Origin of the sequence: Nocardia sp. BMG51109, assembly GCF_000526215.1 — a bacterium.
Lineage (GTDB): Bacteria > Actinomycetota > Actinomycetes > Mycobacteriales > Mycobacteriaceae > Nocardia.
This window is the reverse complement of the sequence record NZ_JAFQ01000004.1, coordinates 2,955,253-2,974,463: the sequence shown is the minus strand read 5'-3', so window position 1 is coordinate 2,974,463 and position 19,211 is coordinate 2,955,253. Positions and strand designations below refer to the sequence as shown.

General features: G+C 69.6%; 18 protein-coding genes and 1 tRNA gene. 12 read left to right on the top strand and 7 right to left on the bottom strand.

What is annotated here, in order from left to right:
• Positions 1-116 precede the first annotated feature (116 nt).
• Positions 117-197 (bottom strand) — tRNA-Tyr (locus D892_RS0115020).
• Between the two features lie 186 nt (positions 198-383).
• Here D892_RS0115020 and D892_RS0115015 point away from each other — a divergent pair.
• Complete coding sequence (locus D892_RS0115015; RefSeq protein WP_024802025.1) at positions 384-875, top strand: YajQ family cyclic di-GMP-binding protein; 492 nt, start codon at positions 384-386, stop codon at positions 873-875.
• Between the two features lie 30 nt (positions 876-905).
• On the opposite strand, the gene htpX is transcribed toward D892_RS0115015, so the two are convergent.
• Together htpX and D892_RS0115005 are read right to left on the bottom strand one after the other, a co-directional pair.
• The gene (gene htpX, locus D892_RS0115010) at positions 906-1,787 is read right to left on the bottom strand and encodes a zinc metalloprotease HtpX (protein WP_024802024.1); all 882 of its coding nucleotides are present in this window, start codon (positions 1,785-1,787) and stop codon (positions 906-908) included.
• A gap of 124 nt (positions 1,788-1,911) precedes the next feature.
• Positions 1,912-2,937, bottom strand: coding sequence for a polyprenyl synthetase family protein (locus D892_RS0115005; protein ID WP_036567072.1), 1,026 nt, complete (start codon positions 2,935-2,937; stop codon positions 1,912-1,914).
• A 218-nt stretch (positions 2,938-3,155) separates the two neighbouring features.
• Here D892_RS0115005 and D892_RS0115000 point away from each other — a divergent pair, with 218 nt between their 5' ends.
• The 3 genes from D892_RS0115000 (at position 3,156) to D892_RS0114990 (ending at position 5,490) form a co-directional block, all read left to right on the top strand.
• A complete protein-coding gene (locus D892_RS0115000; protein WP_024802022.1) occupies positions 3,156-4,472 on the top strand; it encodes a geranylgeranyl reductase family protein in 1,317 nt (438 codons plus the stop codon).
• Positions 4,473-4,477: 5 nt separating this feature from the next.
• A complete protein-coding gene (locus D892_RS0114995; protein ID WP_051499694.1) occupies positions 4,478-4,939 on the top strand; it encodes a helix-turn-helix domain-containing protein in 462 nt (153 codons plus the stop codon).
• Between the two features lie 89 nt (positions 4,940-5,028).
• Positions 5,029-5,490, top strand: a complete 462-nt coding sequence (locus tag D892_RS0114990) for a VOC family protein (RefSeq protein WP_036567070.1) — start codon at positions 5,029-5,031, stop codon at positions 5,488-5,490.
• A 142-nt stretch (positions 5,491-5,632) separates the two neighbouring features.
• Here D892_RS0114990 and D892_RS0114985 read toward each other — a convergent pair whose 3' ends face one another.
• Positions 5,633-6,139 carry a DUF2505 domain-containing protein gene (locus D892_RS0114985; protein WP_024802019.1) on the bottom strand — a complete coding sequence of 169 codons (507 nt, stop codon included), beginning with the start codon at positions 6,137-6,139 and terminating at the stop codon, positions 5,633-5,635.
• Between the two features lie 40 nt (positions 6,140-6,179).
• Here D892_RS0114985 and D892_RS41195 point away from each other — a divergent pair, with 40 nt between their 5' ends.
• The 7 genes from D892_RS41195 to D892_RS0114950 all read left to right on the top strand — a co-directional run bounded on the left by D892_RS41195 (position 6,180) and on the right by D892_RS0114950 (position 15,108).
• Entirely contained in the window at positions 6,180-6,686 is a 507-nt protein-coding gene (locus D892_RS41195) for a DUF3592 domain-containing protein (RefSeq protein ID WP_024802018.1), read from the top strand.
• Positions 6,687-6,759: 73 nt separating this feature from the next.
• Positions 6,760-7,902, top strand: coding sequence for a glycosyltransferase family 1 protein (locus D892_RS0114975; RefSeq protein ID WP_024802017.1), 1,143 nt, complete (start codon positions 6,760-6,762; stop codon positions 7,900-7,902).
• A 482-nt stretch (positions 7,903-8,384) separates the two neighbouring features.
• Positions 8,385-9,173, top strand: a complete 789-nt coding sequence (erm, locus tag D892_RS0114970) for a 23S ribosomal RNA methyltransferase Erm (protein WP_024802016.1) — start codon at positions 8,385-8,387, stop codon at positions 9,171-9,173.
• Between the two features lie 54 nt (positions 9,174-9,227).
• Positions 9,228-9,932, top strand: a complete 705-nt coding sequence (locus D892_RS0114965) for a demethylmenaquinone methyltransferase (protein WP_024802015.1) — start codon at positions 9,228-9,230, stop codon at positions 9,930-9,932.
• Between the two features lie 190 nt (positions 9,933-10,122).
• A complete protein-coding gene (locus tag D892_RS0114960) occupies positions 10,123-14,277 on the top strand; it encodes a bifunctional nitrate reductase/sulfite reductase flavoprotein subunit alpha (RefSeq protein ID WP_024802014.1) in 4,155 nt (1,384 codons plus the stop codon).
• Positions 14,278-14,520: 243 nt separating this feature from the next.
• Positions 14,521-14,748, top strand: coding sequence for a hypothetical protein (locus D892_RS0114955; protein ID WP_024802013.1), 228 nt, complete (start codon positions 14,521-14,523; stop codon positions 14,746-14,748).
• 129 nt (positions 14,749-14,877) lie between these two features.
• A complete protein-coding gene (locus D892_RS0114950; RefSeq protein WP_024802012.1) occupies positions 14,878-15,108 on the top strand; it encodes a hypothetical protein in 231 nt (76 codons plus the stop codon).
• A gap of 10 nt (positions 15,109-15,118) precedes the next feature.
• Here D892_RS0114950 and menD read toward each other — a convergent pair whose 3' ends face one another.
• A complete protein-coding gene (gene menD / locus D892_RS0114945) occupies positions 15,119-16,747 on the bottom strand; it encodes a 2-succinyl-5-enolpyruvyl-6-hydroxy-3-cyclohexene-1-carboxylic-acid synthase (RefSeq protein ID WP_024802011.1) in 1,629 nt (542 codons plus the stop codon).
• Between the two features lie 89 nt (positions 16,748-16,836).
• Between menD and D892_RS0114940 the strand changes: the two genes are divergently transcribed.
• Complete coding sequence (locus D892_RS0114940) at positions 16,837-17,664, top strand: siderophore-interacting protein (RefSeq protein ID WP_024802010.1); 828 nt, start codon at positions 16,837-16,839, stop codon at positions 17,662-17,664.
• A 252-nt stretch (positions 17,665-17,916) separates the two neighbouring features.
• Here D892_RS0114940 and D892_RS0114935 read toward each other — a convergent pair whose 3' ends face one another.
• Both D892_RS0114935 and D892_RS0114930 read right to left on the bottom strand, forming a co-directional pair.
• Positions 17,917-18,363: a hypothetical protein gene (locus D892_RS0114935; protein WP_024802009.1), complete on the bottom strand. Its 447-nt coding sequence runs from the start codon at positions 18,361-18,363 to the stop codon at positions 17,917-17,919.
• Between the two features lie 85 nt (positions 18,364-18,448).
• Positions 18,449-19,135 (bottom strand): PaaI family thioesterase, encoded by a 687-nt coding sequence (locus tag D892_RS0114930; protein WP_024802008.1) that lies wholly within the window; start codon positions 19,133-19,135, stop codon positions 18,449-18,451.
• Positions 19,136-19,211: the final 76 nt, after the last annotated feature.

The window sequence follows — 19,211 nt, the reverse complement described above, 5'->3', positions numbered from 1 at the left end:
AGGGGGGTCCGGGGGGCGAAGCCCCTCCGGGCAAGGGGTGTGGGGGCTGCGCCCCCACAATCAATCCTCGAAAAAGGTGCGCGCTTTCGGCGCACAGAACTCCCCCTGAGAGGAGGTGGCGGATGGAGGATTCGAACCTCCGAAGCTTGCGCGGCTGATTTACAGTCAGCTCCCTTTGGCCGCTCGGGCAATCCGCCTCGTCGCGCTGTCTCAGCGCGCAGTGCAGAATACAACGATCCCGGCCCCAGGACGCAAACCTGCTGGCCAGAGCGCCGGCGGTGCGGCCGGCTTCGCATCACGGCAGGCTCCCGACTAGCTTCGATGGTCCGGGGAGAAACGCCGTGACCGGAACGTCCGGACGGAACTTCAGACAGGAGTACAGGGTGGCCGATTCGTCATTCGATGTCGTGAGCAAGGTCGACCGGCAGGAGGTCGACAACGCGCTGAATCAGGCGGCGAAGGAGCTCGGCACCCGGTACGACTTCCGCGGCACCGGCGCGAGCATCGAGTGGTCCGGGGAGGAGCGGATCGTGCTGTCGGCGGAGTCGGAGGACCGGGTCAAGGCGGCGCTGGACGTGTTCAAGGAGAAGCTGATCCGCCGCGACATCTCGCTGAAGGCCTTCGACGCCGGCGAGCCGCAGGCCTCCGGCAAGGTCTACAAGATCACCGGCACGCTGCTGCAGGGCATCTCCACCGAGAATGCGAAGAAGATCGCCAAGCTGATCCGCGACGAGGGCCCCAAGGGCGTCAAGGCGCAGATCCAGGGCGACGAGCTACGGGTGAGCGGGAAGAAGCGCGACGATCTGCAGGCGGTCATCGCGCTGCTGAAGAATGCCGACCTCGACGTCGCGCTGCAGTTCGTGAACTACCGGTAGATATCCGGCCTACTGCGGTAGGTATCCGGCCTACTGCCGCGGCCCGCCGGCCATCTGTTCCAGGCGGGCGATGCGTTCATCCATCGGGGGGTGGGTGGAGAACCAGCGCGCCATCCGGTCGCCGGCCCGGAACGGGTTGGCGATCATCAGATGCGACTGGGAGGTCAGCTGCGGCTCCGGCGGTAGCGGCGCCGCCTGGGTGCCGCGCTCCAGCTTGCGTAACGCCGAGGCCAGGGCCAGCGGGTCGCCGGTCAGCGCGGCACCGTCCTGGTCGGCCTGGTACTCGCGCGATCGCGATACGGCCAGCTTGATGAGGGTGGCGGCGATCGGCCCGAGCAGCGATACCAGCAGTACGCCCAGGATGTTCGGGCTCTCGCCGTCGCGGCTGCCGCCGAACATGCTGGCGAAGAACGCCAGATTCGCCAGGCCCGAGATCACCGCGGCCAGGGCGCCGGCCACCGACGAGATCAGGATGTCCCGGTTGTAGACGTGCGACAGCTCGTGCCCCAGCACCGCGCGCAGCTCCCGTTCGTTGAGGATCTGCAGGATGCCGGTGGTGCAGCAGACGGCCGCGTGCCGCGGATTGCGACCGGTGGCGAAGGCGTTCGGGGCGTTGGTCGGGCTGACGTAGAGCCGGGGCATCGGCTGGCGCGCGGAGGTAGCCAGTTCGCGCACGATCTTGTACATCACCGGCGCCTCCAGCTCGGAGACCGGCTGTGCGTGCATCGCCTTCAGCGCGAGCTTGTCGCTGTTGAAGTAGGCGTAGGCGTTCATGCCGAGGGCCAGCAGGATCGCGATCACCAGGATGACCGGGCTGCGGAACATCGCCCCGGCGAAAACGATCAGCGCCGAAAGACCGACCAGTAGCGCGAACGTCTTCACGCCGTTGCCAAAACCACCGTGCCCGTGCATCGCACTCCTTCACGCCCCCGGATCTCGATTGCGTTACACCAGGTCAACGATGGAAGGCCGGGAGAAGGTTCCTGGTCGGATTGTGAGCTTTGCGAGGTTGACCCCGGCGCCGGCGGTAGCTAACTCACCCCACCCGTTCGATGGTGTAGCGGACCAGACGCTCGAGGGCCGCGTTGGCGGGACCGTCGGGGAGCGCGGCCAGCTCGGTGTACGCGATGTCGGCGTAGCTGTGCAGCTTCTCCTTCGCCAGCGCCATGCCGCGGGAGCGGGACAGCAGGTCGAGGGCCTCGGTCACTTCCTCGTCGGTCTGCAGCGGGCGGGCCAGCAGCGAGCGCAGCCGGTCGCCCTCCGGGCCCTGGTCGCGCAGCGCGTACAGCACGGGCAGCGTGTGCACGCCCTCGCGCAGGTCGGTGCCCGGGGTCTTGCCGGACTGCGCGGAGACCGAGGAGATGTCGATGATGTCGTCGGAGATCTGGAATGCCGTGCCGACCGCGTCGCCGAGCCGGGCGAGGCGCTCCACGTCGTCCGGGCTGTCGCCGGAGAACATGCCGCCGAACCGGCCCGAGGCGGCGATCAGCGAACCGGTCTTCTCCCACACCACCCGCAGGTAGTGCTCGACCGGATCCTGGGATTGCTTGGCGCCCAGCGTTTCCCGCATCTGGCCGGTCACCAGTTCGGCGAACGTCTCAGCGATGATGCGCACCGCGTCCGGGCCCAGCGTGGAGACCAGCCGCGATGCGTGCGCGAACAGATAGTCGCCGGCCAGGATGGCGATGCTGTTACCCCAGCGCGAGTTCACGCTGGCCGCGCCGCGGCGCATCGACGCCTCGTCCATCACGTCGTCGTGGTACAGGGTGGCCAGGTGCACCAGCTCGACCACGGTGCCCGCGGTGATCAGATCCGGGTCGCCCGGGCGCGGGCCCAGCTGGCCGGTGAGGATGGTGAACAGCGGGCGAAAACGCTTACCGCCAGCCTTGGCCAGATGCAATGCGGCTTCCTGCAGGAAATCCTCGCCGTCGGACAGCTCGCTGATCAGTAGCTTCTCGACCTCTTCCAGACCGTTGCGCACGGTCGAGGCGAGTTCGGCATCGCCGAGATCGACCCCGGCGACCACGGTGGTGGTCTCATCAGTCACAGCCGATGCACTCATGCCATCTCCCACTGCCGGTTCCATCCCCACACCCAAGAACCTAGCGTGTCGGGCTCGACCTTCCCATGAACAGTGTCACTCTCGAGCGGATCGGAGAGTCCGGGGGTACCGGCGGCCCGGAGCGAGGCGTCCGGTCCACCCGATTCCGGCGGCCCGGGGAGATCCGCACCGTGCGGCACCGTCGACACCCCTGGACCGGTGCTGCAAGTATTGACGCCATGGGTGCAGCGGATGCGGGTACCGCGAGCGGTGATTCGACGGCGCGGGCACGCGGGAACTCTCCCGCCGCCCTGCCCTCGCATGCCGAGGTGCTGGTGGTGGGTGCGGGTCCGGCGGGCTCGGCGGCCGCGGCGTGGGCCGCGCGCGCCGGCCGCGACGTGCTGCTGCTCGACGCCGCGGCGTTCCCGCGCGACAAGACCTGCGGCGACGGGTTGACGCCGCGGGCGACGGCCGAGCTGGAACACCTCGGGCTGGGCGAGTGGGTGCGCACGCATACGGTCAACCGCGGCCTGCGGATGACCGGATTCGGCCGAGAGGCCCTGCTGACCTGGCCGGACGGGTCGTTTCCTGGCTACGGCAGCGCGGTCGCCCGCACCGAACTCGACGACAAGCTGCGCGAGACGGCGGTGAAATGGGGAGCCCACATGGTCGACGGGGCGCGCGTGGTGGACGTGGCCCGCACCGGCGACCGGGTTACCGCAGTCACCGTGCGCACCGATAACGGTACCCGCGAGAACAACGGCACCCGCGAGATCGGCTGCCGGACCCTGATCGTCGCCGACGGGGTGCGCTCGCCGGTCGGGAAGTTGCTGGGGCGCACCTGGCATCGCCGCTTCGCCTACGGCGTCGCCGCCCGCGCCTACATCCGATCCGCCCGCAGCGACGACGAGTGGATCACCTCGCATCTGGAGCTGCGCGACGCCGACGACACCCTGGTGCCCGGCTACGGCTGGGTGTTCCCGCTCGGCAACGGCGAGGTCAACATCGGTGTGGGCTCGCTGGCCACCGCCGGCCGGCCCTCGCACGTCGCGCTGAGACCGCTGCTACAGCACTATGTGTCGCTGCGGCGCGGGGAATGGGAGTTCGAGGGCGAGGCGCGGGCCGTCGCCTCGGCGCTGCTGCCCATGGGCGGCGCCGTGTCGGCGATCGCGGGCCGCAACTGGGCCCTGGTCGGCGACGCCGCGGGCTGTGTCAACCCGCTCAACGGCGAGGGCATCGACTACGGCCTGGAGGGCGGGCACCTGCTGGCCGGGCTGCTCGACGAGCCGGATCTGAGCACGCTGTGGCCGGATCTGCTGCGCGCCCGGTACGGCCGCACGTTCTCGGTGGCGCGGCGCATCGCCGCGCTGGCCACCCGCCCGCGCATGGTGCCGACCGGCGGGCCGCCGGTGATGCGCTCGAAGTACCTGCAGCGCACCGCGGTCCGGGTGATGGGCAACCTGGTCACCGAGGAGGACGCCGATCTGACCGCGCGCGCCTGGCGGGCCGCGGGCCGGACGTCGATGCGGTTCGACGACCTGCCGCCGTTCACATGACCGGCATGCGAGATCGGCTGCCGGCGCGCCGAGTGGTGAGCGGTGGCCGGCGGCCGGAGCAATCGCCGCTGGAGCTGCTGCCGCATCTGCGGCGGGCGCGCGATCTCGCCGACCGCCACTATGCCGAACCGCTGGATCTGGACGGTCTCGCCGCGGCGGCGGGCGTATCGAAGTACTACTTCCTGCGCTGCTTCGCGGCGACCTACGGCAAGACACCCGCGGTATATCTGGCGGAGCGCCGCATCGAACGCGCGCAGGATCTGCTGCGCGCCACCAACATCACCGTCACCGAGGCGTGCATGCTGGTCGGCTACACCAGCCTCGGCTCGTTCAGCCGCAAGTTCACCGAGCTGGTGGGCATGTCCCCGTCCGCCTACCAGGCGAAATTCGCCGCCGAGGGCGCGCCGCGCATACCGGGCTGCTACGTGTTCATGCACGGGCTGTCGGACCGCAAGCGGCCGGACTGAACGAGACCCCGGCGCCCGGGGCACCCGCACCGCCGAACACCGCAATTTCGGAGAAGCGATCCGCTGTCCGGATTCCATAGCCTTGGCCCATGGCAACCATCACGAACGTTTCGCTGGTGACCGTGTACGTCACCGATCAGGACGCCGCCAAGCAGTGGTATATCGACAAGCTGGGATTCGTGGAGGGCAGCGATGTCACCATGGGCGACAACGGCTTTCGATGGCTCACCGTGCTTCAGCCGGACCATCCCGAACTGGAGGTGACGCTCATGGTTCCGGGTCCGCCGCTGGACGACAACCTCGCCGAGGCGATCCGCCGGTCCATGGCGAACGGCACGCACGGCGCGCTCGGCCTGAACACCGACGACTGTCAGAAGGCCTACGAGGAGCTCACCGCCAAGGGTGTGGAATTCGTGCAGCCGCCGTCGGAGCGCCCCTACGGTGTCGAGGCCGTGATGCGGGACAACTCCGGAAACTGGCTGGTGCTGGTGGAGAAGCGGGAGTTCGATCCCACCACCGTCGACTGGAACGCGGAAACGGGCTGCGCCTGACCGGCCGGGCTTTCGGGCCGGGCAACGGACGAGCCGGGAACCGGCGGCACGGCCGGCGCACAGCGAGCGCAACCCGCCTCCGAGGGGCGTGGCCGCGAACAGAACCGGCGTACCGGCGACGTTCGCGGCCTTCGGGTTTCGGTCAGGCGCCGGCCTTGACTCCCAGCCACTCCTCGATGAACTTGCGCTCGCTGGTCAGCACCCGGTGCTGCAACTGCTCGGCCAGCGGTTCGATGGCGCCGCCGACCAGCGGAACCTGTACCGCGAGGGTGCCGGAGACCTCGATCTCCGAACCCTCCGCGGTGGGCCGCAGGACGTAGGTGCCCGACATCTCGCTGGCGATGCCCTTGGACGCGCCGGCGAAGGCGCCCGCGGCGGTGTCGCCGTCGAGCGGGCCCCAGTCGTCGGTGCGCTCGAGCACCAGTTCGTTGTCGAGGACCTTGTTGACGACGGCCGGAATCTTGTCCCGACGTGCTCGTTCGGTCATGTGCACGCGGATGGTTCCCGGTCCGTCGGGATGCGACAGATCGAGCGTGGCGGTGTCGGCGCCGTCGAAACGGGCCCGCCACATGTCGTCGCTGATGATCGCCCGGTGAAGCTCTTCGACCGGGACGCTGTAAGGCACGGTGAAGCTGAATTTTCGGGACATGGCCGCACACGCTATCCGAGCGATGCAATAGCCTTGTCCGGTGTCGGAAACCACCCAGTCTGATCAGCTGCGATCCGAGCAGCCACCGGTGCGCCGGCGCACCGGGATCGGGGTCGTGGTGGCCGCGACCACGGTGAGCGTGCTGGCGGTGCTGCTGGTGCTCGCGGCCTGGCGGGACGACATGCTGATCGACGCCGACAAGGGCGTCACCAGCGCGGAGGTGCTGTCGGCGGGGCGGCTGCGCTCGGCGGTCACGTACGTGACCCCCGACGGAGTCACGCACAATCCGAAGGTGGGCGTGCTGTACCCGACGAAACTGACCGCGGGCGAACGGATCAACGTCGAATACAGCAAGAAGGATCCGGAGCTGGTGCGGGTGGCCGGGCGCGACGCCCGGGTGGCGATCATTCCGGCGCTGTCGGTGATCGTGGTCGTCTGGGCGGTGGCGCTGCCGGTGCTGTGGCTGCTGCGACGGTCGCAGCGGCGCGGCGCGGCACCGGGAACCCCCCTGGACAACACGCCGGGTACCGGCGCAGACGTCGAGTAGTGTTCGCTCGAACTTCGTATGGGTGTCACGTCGGCGTGGCGGCTTCGCGTCGTGCCGTGGCCACACTCGAGGTGTGCGTGTAGCGATTGTCGCGGAGTCGTTCCTGCCGAACATGAACGGTGTGGTGAACTCCGTGCTGCAGGTACTCGATCATCTGGACCGCCACGGTCACGAGGGCCTGGTGATCGCGCCGGACACGCCGCGCGGGCTGCCGCCGGCGCCGCGGGAGCACGGCCGGTTCCCCGTCCTGCGGGTTCCCGCGGTGATGGTGCCGAAGATCAGCTCGCTGCCGGTGGGGTTGCCGCAACCGGTGATCACCGCGGCGATCGACGAGTTCGACGCGGACGTGGTCCATCTGGCGTCGCCGTTCCTGCTGGGCGCCGGGGGTGTGGCGGCCGCGGTGCGGCTGGACCTGCCGGCCGTGGCGGTGTATCAGACCGATGTCGCCGGATTCGCCACCAGCTACGGTCTCGGACCGGCCCGGCGCGCGGCGTGGGCGTGGACGCGGCGCATTCACGAGCGGGCCGCACGAACGCTGGCACCGTCCACGGCGGCGGCCGAAGATCTTGCGCGGCAAGGTATTCCGCGGGTGCACCGGTGGGCCCGCGGGGTCGACATCGCCCGGTTCACGCCGTCCGAACGGCGTGACGAGCTGCGCGAACAGTGGTCGCCGGACGGTCGGCTGATCGTCGGATTCGTCGGCCGCCTGGCCCCGGAGAAGCATGTCGACCGGCTGGCGGTGCTCGCCGACGATCCCGACGTGCGGGTGGTGATCGTGGGTGACGGCCCCGAACGCGAGCGGCTGACGCGGCTGCTCCCCACGGCGGTGTTCACGGGCGAACTCGGCGGCGCCGAACTCGCGCAGGCGTACGCGAGCCTCGACGTGATGGTGCACCCCGGGGAGCACGAGACGTTCTGCCAGGGCGTGCAGGAGGCGCTGGCCTCCGGCCTGCCGGTGGTCGGCCCCGACGCCGGCGGACCGCGCGACCTGATCTCGCACTGCCGCAACGGATATCTGCTGCCGGTGGACCGCTTCACCGAACTGCTGCCCAGCGCCGTCGCGGCCCTGCAGGACCCGCAGCTGCGCGCCCGCTTCTCCGTCGCCGCCCGCAAGTCCGTCCTGCACCGCACCTGGCCGGCGATCTGCACCGAACTGATGGGCCACTACGCGGACGTACTCGGCACCAACCGAGAAGACCTGTACCGCAGCGCATAATGCCCGGCACAGCGGGTGACGCTACCGGTCGAGCATCCGGACCAGATCGCCGGTAAGCCGCCCGTGCCGGGTCTTCTCGCAGACAAACCGCCGGCCGTCCGGGGTGAACCAGCGAGCACCCCTCCTCGAGACGTGGGTCTCCGGCGGACGCGGCCACGATTCTGCGGGGAGCCAGGCTCGGCTGACGACCACGTCAGGAGTCGTCGGCCGACGCCCGGCGGAAAATCGGTGGCCGGCGGGCGCGGCGAGGATCTACTGTGTGGCGCATGGGAGGTCCAGGCGTGAACGGGGCTTGCGCGGTCGGCGCGTACTACGTGCGGCTGCGCGCAGGAGCCTGGACCCTGCCCCCGCATCGCATCGTTCTCCGCATGTTCTGATCCGGAGTTCTCCCTGACGGCCGGTCGGCCGATTCTCGTGCGTCTCGGCGTGGGTCCGGGCGAATCACACCTTCCTGATTCGACCGCTCCGTTCGGAGGACACCCATGTCCCGATCGCTGTCGCGCGCCCGTACCGCGCGCAAGACACTGTCCCAGAATTTCCTGGTCGATGCCCGCGCGGCGGCGGCCATCGTGCGCGAGTCCGGCTGCGGGCCGGACGATCTGGTGCTCGAGGCCGGCCCGGGTGACGGCATGTTGACCAGGCACCTGCTCGCCGCCGGGAGCCGGGTGCTGGCCTACGAGAAAGATCCCCGCTACGCGGGCCGGCTTCGGCGCCGGTACGTGGACGACGATCGAATTCACGTCTACCACAAGGATTTTCGCGTCGTTCACCCACCGCGGCAACCCTTCGCCGTGGTGGCCAACATTCCGTTCGCGATCACGACCGACATCGTCCGCTGGTGCCTAGCGGCGGACCGCCTGACAGCGGCCGCGCTGCTGACCCAGCGCGAGTTCGCGCGCAAGCACTCCGGCGACTACGGCCGCTGGTCCAAGCTCACCGTCACCCAGTGGCCGTGGCTATCGATGACGCTGGGCAGCACCGTGGCGCGCACCAGCTTTCATCCCGTGCCCCGGGTCGATGCCGCCGTCCTGCACCTGCGCCGCCGCCGGGCGCCGCTGCTTCCCCGGTCCGCCGCGGCGGAGTACCACCGGTTGGTCGACATCGGGTTCTCGGGAGTCGGCGGGTCCGTCGCCGCCTCGCTGTGCCGGCATCATCCGGCCGGAACGGTGCGACGGGCCTGTGCCGCGGCGGGTGTCGCCGCCGACCTCCCGGTGGGATATCTTCCGCCGGACTCCTGGGTCGCCCTGTTCGGCGCACTGTCGCGCCGATGATCGCGACCCAGGTCCCGTACATCCCGCGGCGCGTACGCGTTAGTGTCAGGAGCCGTGGCGAAAAAAGAGTCGTTCCGGGCCTCGCTGGAGAAGCAGCCGCATGAGGTCGCGTCGATGTTCGACGGGGTCGCGAAGCGGTACGACCTCACCAACACGGTGATCTCCGCCGGTCAGGACCGATATTGGCGATGGGCGACGGGCAAGGCGCTGCAGCTGCGGCCCGGCGAGCGGGTGCTGGACCTGGCGGCCGGGACGGGCGTGTCCACGGTGGAGTTCGCCAAGTCCGGCGCCTGGTGCGTCGCCACGGATTTCTCCCGCGGCATGCTAGCGGCGGGCCGCTTCCGCAACGTGCCGATGGTGGCCGGCGACGCGACCGCGCTGCCGTTCGCCGACGACTCCTTCGACGCGGTCACCATTTCCTACGGGTTGCGCAACGTCTCCGATCCGGACGCGGCGCTGCGCGAGATGCTGCGCGTCAGCAAGCCGGGCGGGCGGCTGGTGATCGCCGAGTTCTCGACTCCGGTATTCGCGCCCTTCCGCACCCTGTATATGGAGTACTTGATGAAGGCGCTGCCGCGCGTGGCCCGCGCGGTCAGCTCCAATCCGGGTGCCTACATCTACCTGGCCGAATCGATCCGGGCGTGGCCGAACCAGCCGCAGCTGGCGATGCGCATCGCCGACGCGGGCTGGTCGGCGGTGAAGTGGCGCAATCTGACCGGCGGCATCGTGGCGCTGCACCGGGCCTACAAGCTCGGCTAGCGAACCCGATTCCCGGCGGCGTGATACTGCTCACGCCATCCGGCCGACCCCGCCCGCCATTGCCGAAAATACCGATTCACCAGGTATTTCGCCGACCTCACAGGCCATGTTTCGGCAGGTGAGAACTTTCGTCATCTGACGATAACGTCCGGTAAATCCGGCGCAATCCCGGCTGGACATCATCGGACTCATGTCGGATGCAGCCGCGGGCAGCCCGAGCACCACCAGAACGGCGTGCTCGTACTGTGGAGTGGGATGCGGCATGGTCGTCCGGACGACGACCGGCGAGCACGGCACGCCGGTGATCGCGAAGGTGCAGGGCGACAAGCTGCATCCGGTCAACGCCGGTCGGCTGTGCACGAAGGGCGCCACCCACGCCGACCTGATGCGGGCCTCCGGGCGCATGACGACGGCCCACCGCCGACCCGAACGCGGCCGGCCGCCGACGCCCCTCCCCGTGGACGACGCGGTGCGCGAGGCCGCCGCGCGCCTGCGTGCGATTCTCGACGAGCACGGTCCCGACGCGATCGCGCTGTACGTCTCCGGCCAGCTGTCCATGGAGGCGCAGTACCTGGCGAACAAGCTGGCCAAGGGCTACCTGCGCACCCTGCACATCGAGGCCAACTCGCGGCTGTGCATGGCCAGCGCCGGTACCGGTTACAAGCAGTCGCTCGGTGCGGACGGCCCGCCGGGCTCCTACGACGACATCGACCGGGCGGACCTGTTCTTCGTGATCGGCGCGAACATGGCCGACTGCCATCCGATCCTGTACCTGCGGATGGCCGATCGCCGCAAGGCCGGCGCGAAACTGATCGTCGTCGATCCGCGGCGCACCGAAACCGCTTCGCACGCGGACCTTTTCCTGCAGATCGCTCCCGGCACCGATCTGGCGCTGCTGAACGGGCTGCTGCATCTGCTGGTCGAGGGCGGCGATATCGACAAGGATTTCATCGCCGAACATACCGAGGGCTGGGAGTCGATGCCGGAGTTCCTGGCCGACTATCCCCCGGCCCGGGTCGCCGAGCTCACCGGACTGGCCGAGGACGACATCCGCACGGCCGCGCGCTGGATCGGCGAGGCGGGCGAATGGATGTCGTTGTGGACCATGGGGCTCAACCAATCCACGCACGGCACCTGGAACACCAACGCCCTGTGCAATCTGCACCTGGCGACCGGCGCGATCTGCCGCCCGGGCAGCGGGCCGTTCTCGCTGACCGGTCAGCCGAATGCCATGGGCGGCAGGGAAATGGGCTACATGGGCCCGGGGCTGCCCGGGCAGCGCAGCGTCCTGTCGGCCGCCGACCGGACGTTCGTGGAGACCGCGTGGGGGCTCGACTCCGGCACGCTGCGCGACGAGGCGGGACCCGGGACGATCGAGATGTTCCGCGGCATGGTGGAGGGCCGGATCAAGGCGTGCTGGATCGTGTGCAGCAATCCCGTTGCGACGGTGGCCAATCGCAAGACCGTCATCGCGGGGCTGGAGGCGGCGGAACTGGTGATCGCGCAGGACGTCTATACCGAGACGGCCACCAACGCCTACGCCGACCTGCTGCTGCCGGCCACGCTGTGGGCGGAATCCGATATGACGATGGTGAATTCGGAGCGCACGGTCACCCTGCTGCAGCGCTCCATCGATCCGCCCGGCGACGCGCGACCCGACTGGTTGCTGATCGCCCAGGTGGCCACCGAGATGGGCTTCGAGGGCTTCGACTACCGCTCCGGCGCCGAGGTTTTCGACGAGATCCGCCGGTTCGCCAATCCCGCGACGGGTTACGACCTGCGCGGCGTCAGCCACGCGAGCCTGCGGGACGGGCCGGCGCAGTGGCCGTGCCCCGATCCGGCGCGGCGCCGCAATCCGATCCGCTACCTCAACGACGGCGTGAGCCAGGACCTGTTCACCGACGAGAACGGCCACCGGCCGCGGCTGGCCTTCGCCACCCCGAGCCGCCGCGCGGTGTTCTGGCCGCGACCGCATATGGCGCCCGACGAGATGCCCGACGACGACTACCCGTTCGTGCTCAACACCGGCCGCCTGCCGCACCAGTGGCACACCATGACCAAGACCGGCCGGGTCGCGAAGCTGAACAAGCTGAACGGGAAACCGTTCGTGGAGGTCCATCCCGGCGACGCCGAGCGGATCGGGCTCGCGGCCGGAGACCAGGTCGAAATCGCCTCCCGCCGAGGCCGTGCCGTACTTCCCGTGCAGATCAGCGACCGGGTGCGACCCGGGGACTGCTTCGCACCGTTCCACTGGAACGACGAGCACGGCGAGTACCTGACCGTCAATGCCGTCACCAACGACGCGGTCGACGCGGCCTCGCTGCAACCCGAGTTCAAGGCCTGCGCGGTGGCGCTGCGGAAGGTGGCGCAGATGCCCGAATCGGCGCCGGCCGCCGAACCGCCGGTCCCCGCACCGACCGACCCCGCACTGTCCGACGGAACCGGCCACCCGCTGGCTGCCATGCTGGGCCTGGACACCGCAACACCCCCGACGCTCTCCGAGACCGAACGGATCTATCTCGGCGGATACCTCGCCGCATTGCACACGCTGCCGGTGCGGGGCCAGCCGGTGCTGCCCGACACCGCTCCCCTGTCGCCGCACACCCGGATGTGGATCAACGGCATGCTCGCCGGAATGTATTCGCGGACCGGCGCCGCCGAGACGGCGGACGCGGCCGCACCGGACCGGCCGATCACCGTGCTGTGGGCGTCGCAGACCGGCACCGCCGAGGAGATCGCGGCCTCGACCGCCGCCCGGCTGGCCGAATCCGGCTATGCGCCGAGGCTGCTCGACATGGACTCCTGTGACCCGGCCGAACTCGCCGGCGACGCGCTCGTGATCACCAGCACCTTCGGCGACGGCGGGCCGCCGGACAACGCCGCGGATTTCTGGGAACGACTGTGCGACAGCGCGGTCCGGCTGACCGGCGTGCGGTTCGCGGTGTTCGCCCTCGGCGACTCCTCCTACGACGACTTCTGCGGATACGGCCGCAAGCTGGACCGGACGCTGTCCGAGCGGGGCGCCGTCCGCCTGCTGCCCCGAGTCGACAGCGAGCCCGACCACGAACGGCTGTCGGCCGCCTGGCTCGACGATGTGCTGTCCGCCCTGGATGGCCCGGAAGACTTGAATGGCCCGGAAGACACTGCCGCAGAGCAGGATTCGGCACCCTCCCCGGGAGGCGGCGCGACGATGGTGCTGTCGCGCCCGGCCGCGCCCGAGCGAACCCGGCGCGCCGCGCCGCCGTTCACCCGCAACGCACCGGTGGCCGCCCCGCTCGTCCGCAACACCCTGCTGTCCCGGCCGGGCTCCGGAAAAGAGGTGCGGCACTTCGGATTCGATCTCCAGGGACTCGAGGCCGATTATCAGGTCGGCGACTCGCTCGGGGTCTGGCCCGCGAACGGCGAGGAGCTGGTGGGTGAATGGCTCGCCGCCACCGGGCTGGACGGGCAGCGCGGCATCGAACTGGACGACCGGGAACTGCCGCTGGCACAGGCGTTGCGCACGCACTACGACATCACGAAGGTCAGCCGCGACCTGCTGACCTTCATCGCCGAACACAATCCGAACCAGCGGCTGGCGAAACTGCTGCGCCGGGACAACCGCAACGAGTTGGAGCGCTATCTGTGGGACCGGCAGGCGATCGATGTGCTGCGCGACTTCCCGGTGCGGGCCGATCTGGTCGAATGGCTGGGCGCGCTGAAGAAGCTACAGCCACGGCAGTATTCGATCTCCTCCAGCCCGCTCGTGGATCCGCACGAGGTGCAGCTGACCGTCGGCGTGGTGCGCTACGCCGAACGCGGCGGCGTCTGCTCGACCTACCTCGCCGACCGCTGTCAGGACGCCGAGGTGCCGGTATTCCTGCAGCGCGCACCGCATTTCCGGCCGCCGCTGGACCCGACCACGCCGATGATCATGGTCGGGCCGGGCACCGGCATCGCGCCGTTCCGTGGCTTCCTGCACGAGCGCCGCGCCCTGGGGTGCGGCGGCCGGAACTGGCTGTTCTTCGGCGACCAGCACGCCGCGGACCACTTCTACTACCGCGACGAGCTCGAGGACATGTTCCGCTCCGGCGTCCTCACCCGGCTGGACCTGGCCTTCTCCCGCGACCAGCGAGAGCGGATCTACGTGCAGCACAGGATGATCGAGCACGGCGCCGAGCTGTGGTCCTGGCTGTCCGACGGCGGCCACTTCTACGTCTGCGGCGACGCCGACCGGATGGCCCGCGACGTCGACGACGCCCTGCTGACCATCGCGCAGATCCACGGCAAGCTCGACGCCGACGGCGCCCTGGCCTTCAAGAAACAACTCATCGCCGAGAAGCGGTACCTGCGCGACGTGTACTGAGGGCCCGCCACACCACCCGGGGGCGACCGGGTCGATCGCGGCCGCTTCCATATCGAACACCGGTCCGGTCATGATCACTCCTCACTCGGCATGACTTCCCGCAACGCGGGCATCCGCAGAGTGGGACGGGGCGAACCCGCCGAACTCGTCGCGCGGCCGGCGTCCTTGCGCCGGTATGTGCACGCGGCGGTCGCAACCCACTCGTTAGCAGCGAAAACCGCTGACGACCAGGAGAATTGGAGGATGAAGGGTGATCGAGTGGAGATAGTCGTGGACACCGGCGGCGGATCTCGCACATACGAGGTGGCGGCAACGAAGGCGGGACGCCGGGTCGAGGTGCGCATCGCGCGCGGCATCGTCGAGGTCAGCGAGACCACTCGCACCGGCACCCCGGTACGGACCGCGCGATTCATGTCCGGCCGCACATTGGCGCTGGTCGAGTATCCGGCCGACGGGGGCGCGGCCGAATGATTCGAGACGAGTGGGCGTGATCCGAGACAAGTGGCGGAAAGGTTGCCAGGCGCGTCCGGACGGCGCATTCTCGATGGTGCCCGGTGACCCGATCCGGGCGAATCGGCCCACAGTGGAAAGGAGCACCCGATGACCGATCGAACCCTCGATACCGGTGCCATCGACGCGGTTCCGGAAGCCGATTTCAGGGAGCAGACCGTCGCGGCGTATCCCGACGCCGAGGACGACGACACCGAGACCGGCACGCCGGTCGGCGCGGGCGATCGCGAGGCCGCCGACGCCGACGTGCTCGAACAGTCCCGCTCGGTGCCGCTGGACGACGATTACGAGAACGAGGACCAGGCCGCGGCCGATTACTGACGGTTCGCCGCTACCGATCGATCCCGGCGCGCACGGTGGCGTGCAGCTCGCGCAGGCCGGACCGCTCGGTGGCCACCTCCAGCACGCGGATGCCGTGTGCGTGCCCGGTCAGCTCGGCGGCCAGCCCGTCCGGGTCGACCTGCCGGTGCGGAATGCGGTAGGCGGCGCACAGCGCGGCCAGATCCATGCCGTGCGGCGTGCCGAAGACGCGCTCGAACACCCCGGCGTACTGCGGATCACCCTGTTCCAGCAGTTCGAAGATGCCGCCACCGTCGTCGTTGGCGACCACGATGGTCAGGTCGGCCGGGCGCGGCTCACCGGGGCCGAGCAGCAGCCCCGACGCGTCGTGCAGGAAGGTCAGGTCACCGATCAGCGCGACGGTGCGGCCCGGGTGGCTGAGCGCGGCGCCCACCGCGGTCGATACGGTGCCGTCGATACCCGCGACACCGCGGTTGGACACCACCCGCACGCCGGGGCGCGGATACGACACCAGCGCGGCGTCGCGCACCGGATTGGAGGCGCCCAGCAGCAGCTGATCGCCCTCGTGCAGGGCGTCCATCACCACCGCCGCCACGTGCAGGCCCGTCGGCTTGGGGTGCCTGGCCAGCTCGTCGCGCACCACCTGCCGGGCCTTGGCATTCATCTCGGCGCAGTGCCGCACCCATTCGGGGCCGGGCGCGCCGCTGGTGATCGCCCGCGTTCCGGTGCCGACCACGTTGCCGGACACGTCGGGCCAGCGCGGGCCGGTGGTCAGCGCGTACACGGTGACGTCCGGATCGGCGAGCACCTTCGACACCTGCCGATGCAGGGTGGGGCGTCCGGTGATGATCGCCTGGCGCGGCCGCAGCAGCGACAGCGCCATCGGATGCAGCTCCGGGCCGTGCCGGGGGGCGGTGGGTTCGGCCACCGTCGGCAGCCCGGCCAGTTCGGGCCGATGGCCGGAACCGTGGCCGGAGACGACCACCGTATCCGGGGTCAGATCGATCTCCAGCGGAACGTCCAGCGTCGCGTATTGCGTTGCGGTCCAAGGCTTGTCGCCGGCACGCCCGCTCGGCGCGACCTCGTCCGGCAGGGCGTCGGGCACGAGCGGCTCGCGCAGCGGGATATCGAAGTGCACCGGACCGGCATTGCCGGACCGGGTGCCGCGGGCCGCGGCCAGCACCCGGCACACCGCCGCGCGCCACACGCTGTTCTGCCGGCGGTATCCGCCGTCCTCGGCCTCGGCGAGCCCCAGGCTGATCGCGGCCCGCACCTGGCTACCGAACAGGCCGAACTGCTCGACGGTCTGATTCGCCCCGCTGCCGAGCATCTCGTAGGGCCTGTTGGCGCTGAGCACGATCAGCGGCTGCCGGGCGTAGTTGGCCTCCAGCACGGCCGGGCCGAGGTTGGCCACGGCGGTCCCGGACGTCATCACGACCGGGACCGGCCGACCGCTGGAGACGGCCAGGCCGATCGCGAGAAATCCCGCGGTGCGCTCGTCGATGCGCATGTGCAGCCGCAGGCGGCCGGCGGCGTCGGCGGCCTGCAGAGCGAAGGCCAGCGGCGCGTTCCGGGAACCGGGGCACAACACGACATCCTGCACACCCCCGCGCACCAGTTCGTCGACTACGACCTGGGCCTGCGCTGTCGAAGGATTCACAGCCCCAGCCTCCCAGACAGTGCCGCACCATGGGGAGTCGGCCCGCTCACACCTGTTGCCGAAACTTAGGTTTTGCTAACCTAAGCCACATGGCCAAGCGCAGCAAATTCGTCCGGCCCACGGAGCGGCAGATTCTGACCGCCGAGGTGCTCGCGAGCAAGCGGATCAGTCCCGGTTTCGTCCGCGTGACCCTGGGCGGATCCGGGCTGAGCGAGTTCGCCCCGATGGGATTCGATCAGTGGTTCCGGCTGTTCCTGCCGGGCCGCAACGGCCTGCGGTTGCCGACCGCGACCAGCAACCTCTGGTACGCGCAGTATCTGATGATGAGCAAGGAAGACCGCCCGGTCGTGCGCAACTACACCGTGCGGGAGTTCCGCCCGGCCGGCGCGGGGCATTTCGGCGACACCGCCGAGCTGGACATCGACTTCGCCATGCACGGCGACCAGACGCCCGCCTGCGCGTGGGCGAGCGGGACCGCCGTCGGCAGCGAGGTGGGCCTGCTCGACGAGGGCATCACATACCAAGCGCCGCAACACAGTTCGTGGACGCTGCTGGTCGGCGACGAGAGCGCGCTGCCCGCCGTGGCCGGCGTGCTGAATTCGGCGCCGCGGGAGCTACGCGGGGCGGCGTTCCTCGAGATCGGCCACCCGGACGACGCCCAGGAACTCGGCGAACCCGAAGGGATGCGGGTGCATTGGCTGCCGCGCACCGATCCGGCCACCGAGATCGGCCGCCCGGCCCTCGAGGCCGTGCGCGCCGCGGAACTACCCACGCAGGGCGTCTACGCGTTCGTGGCGGGGGAACAGAAACTCGCCTCCGGCCTGCGCCGGCACCTGGCCGACGAACGCGGAATTCCCAAGGCCGACATCACCTTCACCGGCTACTGGCGGGTGGGCAAGTCGGCCGGCGAGCGTTAGACCGACCGGTCGGCATTCACGGAAGTCGATGCGGCACATCGAGGTAGCGCTCGAGCGTCGACGGAACCGGTTCGAGCCGAACCGGCACGGCCGACGCTCGGCACCGCATCGGGCATTCACCCACGCGGCGAGGAGCGTTGCACGAGTTCGCCGCCCGCCGAGCACGCGATGCGTAACACGAGCGGCGGGCCGAACGTTCGGGACGACCGGGCCGCGGATCCGCCGGAGCGAAGGCCGCGGCCATCGATCGATCTACTTGGCGTGCCGTTCCACCAGGTCGCCGACCCGCGGAAGGGCCTCGGCCACATGCTTCTTCGCCGAGGAGCGCACCGCGGAGTAGGCCTTCTTCAGGGCCGGGCGCGAGGAGCTCTCGGCCCGCGCATCGGTCACCGCGAGCAGCGCCTCGGCAACCTCGTCCTCCTTGGAGACCAGCAGATCGGCGAATCGGCCGTTACCCGAGTCCTGGTACTCGGCCCAGTACGGCTCGAGCCGCTCGACGAACTTCGGCACGAACGACTCCAGCGCATCCGACACGATGGTCGGGCTGACCTTCTTCGCCGCCGCGTACGCACCCTTCACGGCCAGGCCGGACGCGCCACCCTTGTCCGACACCTCCGCTTCCAGAACCTCCTGGGCATCGGCGACGAAGGCCGGGCGCTTGGCGTCATCGAGCAGGGATTCAGACAGTGCTGCAACCACTTTCAGGTTCCTCCGGATAGTTTTTCGATGAGCGAGCGCAGGCAACTATACGCACCGGACGAACCCGGCACAGCAGCCCGGACCACTACGGCTGCCACGGCAGCAACTGCACCATGAGCCCTTCACAATCGGCGAGCAATGTTTCTGATTCGTCGAACAGCCGAGCCGTGACGAACGTCTTGCGCCCCTCGATGCGATCCACGGTCCCTTCGACCTGGAGCGGAGTCTCCAAAGGAGTGACTTTTCGGTAATTCACATGCAGATAGGCCGTGCGGCTGATGGGCCGCCCGGCGTAGTGCACGAGCGAGCCGAACAGGTCGTCGAACAGCAACGGCAACACGCCGCCGTGCACCGCGCTGTTGCCGCCGAGGTGATACCGCCGGAACTCTCCGGTCATCCGGACGCCCTCGGGCCCGGCCTCGACCGTCAGCCACGGCGGCATGAGCAGACTGCCGCGCCCGGGCAGGCTGGACACCCGCCCGGCCGGGCTGTGCAGTTCCGGTGCCCGGTACGGCTCGAGCAGCTCGATCAGCCGGTTCGCCTGCGCGAGCGCCTGACCGTACGTCTCCTCGGTGCAATCCGCCGAGACCGCCAGGTCCTGCAGCGTGCGCATCGCCTCGACGAACGCCCCGAAGTTGGGGCCGGGCTCGGACTCGGTGACCTTGGGGAAACCACCGTGCGTCTCGTAGCGATCGGCATCGATCGCGCTCCGGTCGATGTCCGGTTCAGCTCGCTCGGCTGTGTCCGATGTTCGCTCGCTGCGCTCGCTCATAACCTGAACGGTAATGCTTGTTCTTACACCGTCAAACCCAACTGATGAGTAGGTTTCCGGGACGGCCGGGGCCGAT